At 49.4% G+C, this 12,618-nt stretch carries 13 protein-coding genes; 1 reads left to right on the forward strand and 12 read right to left on the reverse strand.

Going from position 1 to position 12,618, the window contains the following annotated elements:
* Nucleotides 1–232 precede the first annotated feature (232 nt).
* Nucleotides 233–544, reverse strand: a complete 312-nt coding sequence (locus V6669_RS23275) for a DUF3817 domain-containing protein (RefSeq protein WP_237176989.1) — start codon at nt 542–544, stop codon at nt 233–235.
* Between the two features lie 216 nt (nt 545–760).
* Between V6669_RS23275 and V6669_RS23280 the strand changes: the two genes are divergently transcribed.
* Nucleotides 761–1,864 (forward strand): glycosyltransferase family 4 protein, encoded by a 1,104-nt coding sequence (locus tag V6669_RS23280; protein WP_338588286.1) that lies wholly within the window; start codon nt 761–763, stop codon nt 1,862–1,864.
* 21 nt (nt 1,865–1,885) lie between these two features.
* Here V6669_RS23280 and V6669_RS23285 read toward each other — a convergent pair whose 3' ends face one another.
* The 11 genes from V6669_RS23285 to V6669_RS23335 form a co-directional block, all read right to left on the reverse strand.
* Complete coding sequence (locus tag V6669_RS23285; RefSeq protein ID WP_237176987.1) at nt 1,886–2,248, reverse strand: HIRAN domain-containing protein; 363 nt, start codon at nt 2,246–2,248, stop codon at nt 1,886–1,888.
* A gap of 40 nt (nt 2,249–2,288) precedes the next feature.
* Nucleotides 2,289–3,266 (reverse strand): WYL domain-containing protein, encoded by a 978-nt coding sequence (locus V6669_RS23290; RefSeq protein WP_338588287.1) that lies wholly within the window; start codon nt 3,264–3,266, stop codon nt 2,289–2,291.
* A 276-nt stretch (nt 3,267–3,542) separates the two neighbouring features.
* The gene (locus V6669_RS23295) at nt 3,543–4,112 is read right to left on the reverse strand and encodes a hypothetical protein (protein WP_338588288.1); all 570 of its coding nucleotides are present in this window, start codon (nt 4,110–4,112) and stop codon (nt 3,543–3,545) included.
* Between the two features lie 105 nt (nt 4,113–4,217).
* Nucleotides 4,218–4,349, reverse strand: a complete 132-nt coding sequence (locus V6669_RS23300) for a hypothetical protein (protein WP_338588289.1) — start codon at nt 4,347–4,349, stop codon at nt 4,218–4,220.
* A gap of 30 nt (nt 4,350–4,379) precedes the next feature.
* Nucleotides 4,380–5,858, reverse strand: coding sequence for a M20 family metallopeptidase (locus V6669_RS23305; protein WP_338588290.1), 1,479 nt, complete (start codon nt 5,856–5,858; stop codon nt 4,380–4,382).
* A gap of 95 nt (nt 5,859–5,953) precedes the next feature.
* Nucleotides 5,954–6,937, reverse strand: coding sequence for an oligopeptide/dipeptide ABC transporter ATP-binding protein (locus V6669_RS23310; protein ID WP_338588291.1), 984 nt, complete (start codon nt 6,935–6,937; stop codon nt 5,954–5,956).
* A 39-nt stretch (nt 6,938–6,976) separates the two neighbouring features.
* A complete protein-coding gene (locus V6669_RS23315) occupies nt 6,977–8,626 on the reverse strand; it encodes an ABC transporter substrate-binding protein (RefSeq protein WP_338588292.1) in 1,650 nt (549 codons plus the stop codon).
* A gap of 58 nt (nt 8,627–8,684) precedes the next feature.
* Nucleotides 8,685–9,584: an oligopeptide ABC transporter permease gene (gene opp4C / locus V6669_RS23320; RefSeq protein ID WP_253440053.1), complete on the reverse strand. Its 900-nt coding sequence runs from the start codon at nt 9,582–9,584 to the stop codon at nt 8,685–8,687.
* 50 nt (nt 9,585–9,634) lie between these two features.
* Nucleotides 9,635–10,585: an ABC transporter permease gene (locus tag V6669_RS23325; protein WP_253440055.1), complete on the reverse strand. Its 951-nt coding sequence runs from the start codon at nt 10,583–10,585 to the stop codon at nt 9,635–9,637.
* Nucleotides 10,586–10,607: 22 nt separating this feature from the next.
* Entirely contained in the window at nt 10,608–11,606 is a 999-nt protein-coding gene (locus V6669_RS23330; RefSeq protein ID WP_338588293.1) for an oligopeptide/dipeptide ABC transporter ATP-binding protein, read from the reverse strand.
* Nucleotides 11,603–12,607 (reverse strand): ABC transporter ATP-binding protein, encoded by a 1,005-nt coding sequence (locus V6669_RS23335; protein WP_338595025.1) that lies wholly within the window; start codon nt 12,605–12,607, stop codon nt 11,603–11,605. Before V6669_RS23335 ends, V6669_RS23330 begins: the two co-directional genes overlap by 4 nt.
* Nucleotides 12,608–12,618: the final 11 nt, after the last annotated feature.

Genomic DNA, 12,618 nt, shown 5'->3' on the forward strand with positions numbered 1-12,618 from the left:
CTTTACCATCACTGGTAAGGTCCTTTTATATCCACAAAAAGAGACCTTTACCGAGCATAAAAACTTGGTAAAGGTCTCGCTAACAACAAAATTGCTGCCAATAAAGCCGGGGATATGATCCCGAATTGACGACTTTACTGTAAAAGCTACTCCCCTTTAACAGGAATATGTAGTTTTAGTTGGAACGGGTTGTTTAACCTGTACTCATCATATTTCATAACGTTAAATAAAGTCAAGCTTTATTTAGTTGACGATACAGCTTACGGAATACGACAACATCGTAGATCATATTCCCCAGTGGAATGAAAGAAACAAAGAACAGAGCAATTGGACGGCGCAGACGCCACTTCTGTGAGGTGTACATACTCACCATGAATAACAAATACATTAAAAACAAAAAACCGTACAGATTTCCAAACCATGTGACAGCCTGCGGCATAATCCCTGCATCTCTCAACGGAAAAGCAACAAACAGTAGCAACACGTACGAAATGCCCTGCAACCACAACATCAGCCGGAAGCGCCCCAGCGTAGAATGTAACATTATTTTCCTCCTGCTTTTATACATGTAACGAATTCAATTGTTCCCGTACAGTATATCACAAAAGCTGTCTATCTCCGCTTCATTCCATGCAACAGATTATTCCTGCATGCTTATATGGGTGGTTCATCTACCATTTCGCAGGAGCCAAATGCTTTAGCTTCTCATAAGATATATGACGAAGATTGTTACAGATGTCGGACAAGGAGGAGCCTGATCATGAAAATAGCTATGGTTGCACCCGAGAAATTGCCTTTGCCTGGTAATGGTTCTGTGGAAATCTGTATCCTGGGCATCGCTCGTGAACTAGCCCATCGCCATCAGGTGACCATTATAAGTCGTCAAATGGAAGGCCTCGCCACCACAGAACAGATCGACGGGATCACCATTCAACGTGTCCCTGCGTCGAGTCCTGTCATGTACACCAAAGCAGTCATACGTTTGTTATCCAAACAACCCTTTGATGTAATTCAAGTGGATAACAGGCCACGCAGTATGGCGACCATCAAACGAGCTTTTCCACGCACACCTGTTGTACTCTATCTTCACTCGTTAACGTTTGCCCAGCCCGGACCTTCCAAACTCACATTAATGAAAAAAGCCGATTGGATTGCCGTCAATAGTCAATCCCTGAGACAAAGGTTAGGCCGCAGATTTCCGTTGGTAAAACACCGGATGAGTGTTGTCCCATTAGGTGCAGATTTAAGCCGCTTCAGGCCTGTTGAATCCAGCGAAGAACAGATTCATCTGCGTACAAAATTTGGAGTAACTAAACCATTCTCCGTTCTGTATGTCGGCAGGCTTATTCCTGGAAAAGGTGTAGATGTATTAATTCGTGCAACTGCCCTCCTTCAGCAACAGATGCCTGTTCAACTGGTTGTTGCAGGCAAAGGACCTCCGTATTACATGCGTAAACTTCGCGAACTTGCCCAAAAACAAAAAGTCCATGTTTCCTTCCGTGGTCAGATAAACCATGAGCATATCGATCAGTTGTACCGGGCAGTCGATTGTCTGGTCTGTCCGTCTCAAGAACATGAAGCTTTTGGCCTGGTAAATGTTGAGGCGATGGCTTCAGGATTACCCGTCATTGCTTCGGATAACGGAGGTATTCGTGAGATTATTGAATCAGGTATCAATGGATACCTTGTCACCGCTTATAAGCGTCCCCAACGTTTCACCTCTTACCTGTACAAACTTGCAAGCAATCCCACTTTTGCCGAGATGTTAGGAAAGTCTGGCCGAGACAGCGCAAGGGCACATTTCAGTTGGGCAAGAACAGCCATGCATCTGGAAGCGACCTATACCAGGCTCATCCGTAAATGAGCCTTTCTTCTGTTACGATGATCAAGCTTTTTCACGAAATTGCCATCCCTTAATCAAAGAATCCATCTGCGGAACAGGAATGTGACTCATCTCAATTAACTCCATAATAACCATATCTCTCATCATGAATCGTACTTTGGCACACGTTAGTTGATGAAATACATCGTAGAATGCCGTCCCGGTCCAACATCCATGAGGTACGACAAGCGGATCATTCACGATATAACCTACGGCTCCAATCGGGGGAATAACGACCTTAATCGCTTGATGATCCAAACGATTATCTGGATCTTTGACGAGATACACGGTATCCCCCACATGTAAAGCCTGTACTCCATGGTAGTGGTCCATCCCATACATAGCTGCGAATAATTTGGTGCTCATATGACCTGCTCCTTTTTCTGTATTTCTCCATAATTAAAATTTATTTTAGCAATGGTACATCGGTTTCATAATGTTCCAACCACTCCACAAGTTGCCTGCGTATCTCTCTACGAAACTCACGAGGTTCAAGTACCTCTGCCTCGGGCCCAAATTGATACAACCATTTCAAAAATTCTCTGCTGCTATTCAGTGTCACTTCAAATAACAATCCCCCATCCGACATATTCGTCATTCGCGGGCGAACAAACATTTCTTCTTCTTTTATGTAGGGGGCCACTTTCTCAGAGAATCTTACCTTGAAATGGATATGTTCGTCGCCACGGTCAATAGACCAGGTGTTCTTCATGTACTGTGTTATGTTGAAATCACCCATGTCGAAACCGGCATTTGTTCGTGTCACATCCAAAAAACGGCTAATTCGAAACAATCGAACTTTTTGCAGCAAATGACAGTATCCAATCAAATAAAAACGTTGATCACGTGGAATGAGATAATAGGGATCGATATCGCGAACTGTGATCTCATTTCTTGTCAGCGTATGATATTGAGTACGAATGGTTTGCTGGCTTAGAATAGCTTCAATGATGGGAATCAGCAGATTAGGGTCTTTTCCTTCCTCACGATAAGCTGGCGTGCCCATCCGAATAATTCCCGCAATATTCTCTACAATGTCACTGTTTCTTGATTTTAATTTGGTATGAGCCGACATAACCTTGTCAAAAGCTGAATCAAACTCAGCAGGTAACTTGGAGGTATCAACTACGGACGGGAGCAAGGAGAAAACCATTGCTTCCTGTTCAGTAAAATCTAATGGATACATCGCAAACTCACCAATAAATCGGTAACCTTTGCCGTATCCTTCATTCATAATCGGGGCGACCCTATCCAAAATCCGGAGATCACGATAAATCGTGCGTACAGTCGTACCGCATTTCAGCGCCAATTCCTTGGCCGAAATTCCAGGATTTGCTTGTATAGCCTGAAGTATACGCAGCAGACGAATTAATTTCTCTGTCATGTAGTTTCTCCCCTTCGATATTTTATCGGCAAGGAAAACTAGTTCCTTTAGTACAGAACTAAATCTTTAGTCCCAATATTATTTTCGCAATTTCACCATTTTTGTATAGTCCAATTGCACTCTTACCCCCCTTTAATATACATTCTCTTACTTGCTTGCGTAAAACATTAACCTAAAAGGCCTTAAACCTAAGCCTGAAAGCCTATACAATTTTCTAAAAATAATACAAAAAAAGCCCTGATCTCTACAAAGAGACAAGACTTTTTCTCGGAATTACTAGTTATGCAACTGTAATAATTGATTCATCACATTCGCCATATGCTCACAGAGTTCAGCAATGTCCCCCATCTGGTCTTCATTCACACTGCGGTCAAAATAAACATGAGCCGTGACGTTATACATGATTGGCTGTTCATCAAAGATATATCGGATGTTCTGGCACATCCTCTGCTCAGGCCAGCTCTTCTGTAAGATCGGACGAATAACCGGGCACTGCTTCTCAGGGTCCTTCACAACCGTACTAAACCGTAGTTCCAAGCGGCAACCCGGATTTGCACCAGGCGTCTCCAGGATCTCCGCTGCAAGCTCCTCAAGGGAACTGCTTAATACGACTTCCCCTGTTACTTCCGGGCGATCCCTAAGACAGAATTTTATTGTGAACTCTCTGGACATCACTGCCATCTCCAGCCGATCTTTACGCCCTGTAATCTGAATACGTTCGTCCAGGTTATCCATATCATAGAGATAATTCTCAAACCCGACTTTCAGATTGTCATACACCGTTGGGTCAAACATTGAAATAAACCCACTTTCTTTTCCTTTGACTTCATCTGCACTGGTTCTCATCACTTGATCAAGCCTATGTTCAGGTTTATTGTAGTATATTCTCACTTTCCATGCACTTTTTCCGCAGCATCCAGTAGCTCCGACCGTTGTTACCCCTCTGGTGGATTATTCGCTCTCTCCAGAGTTGCGTCGGATGGCAGTACGTTTAGCTTGGGTGTAACCAGCGGCTGGCCAGCCGCTGACTTGCTCCTGCGGTGCCCGAAGCTTTATTTTGCTTCGATGGTCTTTCTCTGCCATTGTCATTCTCTATATTCATTTGGATGGGAATTACACATTCATCGTTGTTTGTTCAGTTGCTGCTCCGCCAGTACTTTGAGAAAATGAAAGATTCGGAGGCATCACCTCATCGGGGAACGGACTAACGTATGACTCTCCGTCCAGCCTTTCCGTCAGTTCAGCCTTTGCCATCTCGATGAGCACAGGATCGAGCAGCGCTGCAATGGCAGTACACGCCATCGCTTTCCCCGCGAGCAGCATGCCTTTGTGGGCATAGCCGCTTTTGCCCTGCGCAACGGTCTGCCAGGCATGGATTGGCGTCGCGTAAGCCCAGGTCGCCGTGCCGCATTGCGCAGTTGGCACATTCCAACTGACGTCTCCAACGTCCGTCGACGCCGGCATAACGCGCATTGTCTCCATAAGTGGAGCAACGAAGCTCGCAAGAGGGCGAGCCGAAAGCATGTCATGAACCCCCTTGCCATTTTGCCGCGATGCACTCGTCTTATCCTCATCCGGGATCACAGCAAAGATCTCTTGGGCAAAGGCCAATTCATCCTCCGTATAAATGGGAAGCTCCAGCCCACTAAGGAACTCGTGCATTTTGCCTTCCAGGGTCGCATTCGGAATGAGATTGGACGCTCCACCTTCATAGTGATATGACATCTTGGTTCCCGTCATCAGAGCCGCTCCACGAGCAACATCGAGAACCCGTTCGAACAGGTCAGCCACCTGGGAGGACTTCGGCGCCCTAACCAAATAATTCACTTCTGCTTCCGCCTGAACAACATTGGGTGCGAAGCCGCCTGTATTCGTCACGGCATAGTGGATTCGGGCATCCGAAATCATATGCTCACGCAAGTAGTTCACTCCCACGTTCATCAGCTCGACCGCGTCCAGCGCGCTTCGTCCGAGATGGGGCGCGGCTGCAGCGTGGGCACTGCGGCCTGCGAATTTGAAGTGCACGTGTAGATTGGCAAGAGAGGACATATGCATGACAACATTCATCGTGGCAGGATGCCAGCAAAAAGCGACGTCGACATCCTGAAACAAGCCTGATCTGGCCATGTAGGCTTTACCGGATCCACTCTCTTCAGCCGGACAGCCATAGTAGCGAACCGTGCCGGAGATTTGATGCTCCTGCAAATAATTCTTGACCGCAAAGGCAGCCGCAAGAGATCCTGCTCCGAGCAAATTATGCCCGCATCCATGTCCATTTGTCCCTGGCACAACAGGATTGAATACCGCTGCCCCCGCTTGCTGGCTAAGACTGGCCAAGGCGTCAAACTCACCAAGAATTGCAATGATCGGGGAACCGTTCCCGAAGCTGCCTATAAAGCCAGTGGCGAGTCCGGCAACACCTCTCTCAACGGAAAACCCTTCACGTTCCAGTTCCTTGCAGAGCAAATCTGCTGACTCAAACTCTTCGAATCGCGTCTCAGCGAAGCCCCAGATCGAGTCACTTACATCAATAAATACATCTCTCTTCCCTTCGATATACGCAGTAACCTCTTCAATGATCTTCTCATTCATCCTAAACACCTCTCTCCTTTATTTTGGCTAATCTTCATTATTCACAGGCAAAGGATGCAACAGATGCAGCAAATACTTTGAGTACCGGCCATCGGTCAATCAAATGCGAAGCAGGCAACGGCATGATCGTGACCCTTGAGCTCCGGCTCAAATTCGCGACAGATTGCTTTGGCGATCGGACAGCGCGTATGGAAACGACAGCCACCTGGCGGGCGAACCGGATTTGGCACATCCCCTTGGATGATAATCCGCTTCTGCGAACGAAGCCCGGGATCTGTTACCGGATTTGCACTAAGCAAGGCGTTCGTATAGGGATGCTTCGGCACCCTGAACAGCTTCTCCCGGCTCGCAATCTCCACGATCTTTCCCAGATACATGACCGCTATTCGATCACTGATATAGCGGACGGCGCCTAGACCGTGTCCGATGAATAGATAAGCGAGCCCCTCCTCCTTCTGGAGCTTTTTCAGGAGATTCAGAATCTGTGCCTGGATAGAGACGTCAAGAGCGGAAACAGGCTCGTCACACACGATCAGCCTGGGGTTTAGGGACAAAGCTCTCGCAATGCCAATACGCTGTCGCTGTCCTCCTGAAAATTCATAAGGATAACGACTTTTGTCTTCTTTCGAAATTCCGACTGTTTCAAGCAGCATATCCACCCGATCCCGAACAGACGAACGGCTCTCGAGTCGGTGCGCTAGCAGAGGCTCTTCCAGAATATCACTGATCCTCATCCGGGGGTTAAGCGAGGAGTATGGGTCTTGGAAAATCACCCCTATGCTAGCCCGAGTTTGGCGAAGTTCCCTCTTGCCGAGTTCTGCCAATTCCCGGCCCGCATAGAGAACCTTTCCTTCATAAGGAGTCTCTAGTTGAAGCAGCGTGCGACCGACACTCGACTTACCACAGCCCGATTCTCCGACAAGACCGAGCGTTTCTCCTTCGCGAATCGAGAAGCTAACACCGTCGACCGCCTTGACGTATTCTGTGACTTGAGAGAAAATGCCCTGCCGGATCGGATAATACGTCTTGAGACTTTCTACGCTCAGCAAAGGTGGTCTCTCCTTTTTCAAACCTGGCATCTACAGCTCCTCCCTGAACCGAAGCTAGTCGTTATTCGATCATGGGTTGAACGTCCACTTGGCGACATTGTTTGTCAGGCCGACTGTACTGGTCTCAAGGCCTTTGCCAAGGTCTAGATTTTTGGCCGCAGCATACATTTGCTTGTCAGCGAACAGAGCGATAACCGGAACATCGTCGTGCAGGATTTGCTGAACCTGCTTATAAATCTCGAAACGCTTGGATGGCTCCAGCTCCTCCGCTCCTTGGACCAGCAGCTCGTCGACTTCGGTGCTCGAATAGTCTGCGATATTGAAGCTGACTCCTGTCTTGAACAGCCCTAGCACGGAGTTCGGATCGAGAATGAATCCGAGATTAATTATCGTCAAGTCGTAATCGTGCTTAAGTGCTCTTTGATAGGTTGTCGGAAAATCAAGCTTTGTCACTTGTACCTTCAGACCGACTGCTTTCAGATTCTCCGCAATGATGTCAGAAGCTTGTTCACGGATCTTGTTACCTGTCGGAACGACGAATTCAATCGTCTGATTGAAGTCCCAGCCCGCTTCCTCCAACAGTGCTTTCGCTTTCTCCGGATCGTAGCCATACAGTGGTATTTCCTTATTGTAGTAAGGGTGGTTTTGGCCGAGCATGCCATCCACGAGTTCGCCTTGTCCTTTGAGCAATTGATCTACAATAAGCTGGCGGTTCATGGCATAAGCAATTGCTTGCCGTACTTTTGAATCCGGGAACTTCTTCGAATTGATGAACATAATGTTCGGATTGTTCGCATCGCCGTAGCCCGTAGTCACATTCGCCATATTGGCTACCTTGTCAAAATCCTGCACTGGAATAAGACCTACACCCGGAGAAGTCAACTGTATGTCCCCTGTCTGGAGCTGCGCTGCCAGATTTGTCGCCGGCATCATCTTGATGTAAATATTCTTGATATTTGGCGCACCCTCGTAATATTGCTCGTTCGCGGTCAGCTGAACGTACTGGTCCTTGGCGAACTTGACGAACTTGTAGGCCCCGTTGGTGACCGTAGGATTCATCATAAATTCATTCTTGTTAAGGTCCACCGGGGCTACGTCCTTCAACATATGCTCTGGCAAAAAGCGGAAGTACGTGCCGAATTGACTCTTGAATTGATTCGTCTCCATCGGGTTTTTCGTTTTGATAACAAAAGTGTAATCATCAACCTTCTCATAAAATCCCAACTCCGTTTGCCCCTCCTCTCTCTTACCGGCTTCGTTCAGTCCAGTGACAAACGTCATGTTGAGGAGTGTCTTCACGTTAACGTCCGTGAACATCCGGAATGTGAACTCAACGTCGTCCGCCGTGAACGATTCCCCGTCACTCCACTTAGCATTCTTGTTCAGCTTGATGGTGAAGTTCCGGTTGTCCGTCGTTTCGATTGATTCAGCAAGTTTCGGATCGAATCCATATTCGCTGTTCATCGCAACAAGCGTATCGCTCATCAACGAGTTAACGAAAACACCTGCATTGTCCAGATTGAAGACATCGAATGTTGTCACCGGATTCACAAGACCGATATAAAGAGGCTGACCGGAGCCTCCGGAAGCAGAAGCGCTCTCGCCATCCGATCCCGGAGACGTTGTTTTATTGCTGCCAGAATTCGAACCGCAGGCCGCGACCAATACCATTAATAATGTCAGTACTCCGCAAATCCAAACTTTACGCACCCTTTTCATCTGATCTCCTCCACCTGATTATCTTTTTGAATGCCATATTTGAGAGATGCATTGTGGTTTATTGTTTAGGGTCGAGTGCGTCGCGCAGCCCGTCACCTACGAAGTTGATGGCGAGCACCGTCACCAGAATCATGATTCCGGGAGGCAGCCAAAGCCAGGGCTGGTCGGTCATGACGCTAATGGATTGAGCGTCCGTCAGCATATTGCCCCAACTGGCGGTCGGCGGCTGTACGCCCATGCCTAGGAAACTCAGCCCTGACTCCGCCATGATTGCCGCCGCAACACCAAAGGTCGCATTTACGATGATCGGTGCCAGCGCGTTCGGCAGGATGTGACGGAAGACAATGCGCGGCGTGCTGAGCCCCAGAGCGACTCCGGCTTTAATGTAATCCATTTGCTTGAGCGTCAATACACTCCCCCGGACAAGTCGGGCGATGGACGGCCAGGAAAACAGAGCAAGAACAAGTACGAGCGTCCAAAGCGTTGGTCCAAGCACACTGACGACAACGAGAATAACCATCATGTAGGGGAATGCCATAAACATATCGGTAATTCTCATGACCATCATATCGACCCAGCCACCAACATAAGCAGACCAAAGACCGATGATCGTTCCGAACGCCACATACAGAGCGACCGTTCCGAACCCAACCGTGACAGCGACTCTCGTCGCGTATAGCAGACGAGACAGCACGTCCCTTCCCACCTGGTCAGTTCCAAGCCAATGGGAAGATGAAGGCGCGGCAGAAAATTCGGCGGTTACCGCATAAGGGCTATGCGGGGAGAGCCACGGGGCAAAGATTGCGATGAGGATAAGCAGCAAGGTAACGACAAGACCGGCGACGGCCAGCCGATGTTTTAGGAAACGCCGGGCCATTTGCCGGAAGACACCCTCGGGCTCTTCTTGTTGAATGGGAAGAATGACTCCTCCGGCGACTGGGGTTTGTACAGCAGACATCGAGTCCGCCTCCTCTCATTCGTGTTCGTTTCACAGTAATAAGCCTTAATTTAATGATATTGGATGCGAGGATCGGCTACCGAGTAGAAAATATCCGTGAGCAGATTGGCGGCCAGCACAATGATGGCAGCGACCAGATTAAGGCCCATGATGGTGGAATAGTCGCGGGACATGATCGATTGAATGGTCAACTGACCGATGCCCGGCCATTGAAACAACTGCTCAACAATGACGGCTCCCCCGAAGAGCATCGGGATTTCCATTCCGACGACGGTAATGATCGGAATCAGAGCGTTGCGTAGCGCATGCTTGTTGGTAACATAAAACTCTTTGAGCCCCTTGGCTCGCGCTGTTCGCAGGTAATCCTGCTTCAGTACATCCAGCATGCTGGCCCGGATATAACGCACTTTGCGTCCCGCAATACCGACGGCCAGTGCTATGGAAGGAAGCACTAAATGACTGATTCGGTCGCCTAACCCTCCTCCTCCACCAAGATCCTCCGTTCCGCCGACGGGAAGCCAGCCCAGTTGAACAGCGAAAATATAAATGCACACGAGACCAAGGAAAAACTGGGGAATCGAGGTTCCGACAAATGATAGTCCAGTCATGAGGTAGTCAAATTTCGAGTTTTGCCGGACAGCGCTCATAATACCGATCGGTAGCGCGATCAAAAGGCCAATAAGCAGAGCACAGATGCCGAGCAGCACCGTCTGCCCCAGACGCTCACCGATGAGCGAAATAACGGATTCGCTTGTGCTGAAAGAGTATCCGAGATTGCCGGACAGCAGTTGCCCTAGCCATTTGAAATATTGAATGATGATCGGATCGTTCAATCCAAGCTGCTCCTTACGCAACTCAAGCAGCTCCGGAGGTGTGTCCGGTGTCATGTACATGTCGATCGGGTTACCCGGCGCAAGGTTGATGATGACAAAGTTGATAATCGTAATGCCAAACAAGACGGGAATCGCAATCAGAATGCGGCGAATGACGTAAGTAAACATGCTCTCTCTCCTCTCTTGCGATTTATCCTGTAGTCAATGGATAATGACAAGCCGCTGCGTGTTCTCCTCCTTGCAGAAGAGGCTCCTCCTCTTTGCACTTTGCTTGAACGAACGGACAACGGGTATGAAACCGGCAGCCTGACGGCGGACTAGCGGGACTTGGCACATCTCCCTGAAGAACGATTCGCTCCTGTCCACGCTTGCGGGGATCCGGTACCGGATAAGCATTGAGCAAAGCTTGGGTATACGGATGGCGCGGATTCGCAAAGATCCGTTCCTTCGTTCCGATCTCAACCACCTTGCCAAGGTACATAACAGCGATGCGGGTACTGATGTACTTAACCGCCCCTAGACCATGAGCGATGAACAAATAGGTGAGTCCGAGCTCCCGCTGCAGCTCCTTCAACAGGTTCAAGATCTGTGCCTGAATAGAGACGTCGAGCGCGGATACTGGCTCATCGCACACAATGAGTTTCGGGTTCATGGAGAGTGCGCGTGCGATGCCGATGCGTTGCCGCTGGCCGCCTGAGAATTCATGAGGGAATCTCTGCTTGTAGCTGCGGAGAATGCCAACCGTATCCAGAAGGGTATCTATTCTTGTCTCTAGCTCTGCTCCACTGGCCAAGCCATGCACCCGCATCGGCTCGGCCAGCAGCTCCTGCACCCGCATCCGGGGATTAAGAGAGGAGTAGGGGTCCTGAAAAATCATCTGCATTTTCGTTCGTTCCTCGCGGAGGTCCGACATTTTGCTTGTCGTAATTTCTTGCCCTTCGAACCAGATTCGGCCGGCCGTTGGATTCTCGAGTCGAATGATGCTCCGGCCGATGGTCGACTTGCCACAGCCCGACTCACCAACAAGTCCTAGCGTCTCTCCTTGGTACAGCTCCAGCGAAATGTCGTCCACTGCTTTGACATTCCCGACTGTACGGGATAACAATCCTCGTTTGATGGGGTAGTACGTCTTTAAGCCTTCGATTTTAAGCAGAGGTTCTTGGGCCACTCTGCGTTCCGCAAGCGTCATATGACCCCCTCCTCTCGCGTCTTCCAGGCACCGGGATCCTGTGACATCCAGCAGCGCACTTGATGTCCCTCCTGAACCGGAAGCAGCTTCGGCGCTTCGGAAAGACATTTCCCTGCGGCAAACTCGCAGCGAGTATGGAATCGGCAGCCCTTCGGCATGTTGGTAAGTGGAGGCACCGCACCCGGGATGGAGGTCAGCATCTCATCGGCATCAGTTTCAATGTGGGGAATGGATCTCATCAATCCTTGCGTGTAAGGATGAAGCGGCTTCTCAAACAGGGTAAACACGTCCGTTTCCTCGACCACCTGACCGGCGTACATGACCACAACCTTGTCCGCCATCTCCGCAACAACGCCGAGATCATGGGTGATGAGCATGATCGAGGCACCCATCTCTTCGCGGAGCTCCTTCATCAGATTCAGAATCTGTGCCTGAATCGTCACGTCCAGTGCGGTCGTAGGCTCATCGGCGATGAGTAGCTTCGGCTTACAGGAAAGTGCCATTGCGATCATCACCCGCTGTCTCATTCCCCCGGATAGAGAGTGTGGGTAGCTCTTCATAATCGCTTCAGGACGGGGGATGCCGACCTTTTCAAGCATTTCGACTGCGTATCTTTCAGCAGCCTTGCCTCTCAATTCGGTATGTAGCCGGATGGCTTCCGTCAATTGATTCCCAATAGTGAACACCGGATTGAGTGAGGTCATCGGTTCCTGAAAGATCATCGCAATATCTCCGCCGCGAATCAGGCGCAACTCGGCCTCAGGCAGCTTCGCGAGATCCTTGTCCATGAACCGTATTTCCCCCTCCCTGATGCTGCCGTTCTTGCCGAGCAGCCTCATGATCGAGAGAGAAGTGACACTCTTACCGCAGCCCGATTCGCCGACGATACCGATGGTTTCCCCCTTCTCCAGCTTAAGGCTGACCCGGTCCACCGAAGTGACTTCCCCTTTTTCCGTTTTGAAAACGGTCCTTACGTCCTTAAGCTCTAGTAGCATGTGCAGCCCCTCCTTTG

Source organism: Paenibacillus sp. Y5S-9 (assembly GCF_036894235.1).
Taxonomy (GTDB): Bacteria; Bacillota; Bacilli; order Paenibacillales; family Paenibacillaceae; genus Paenibacillus.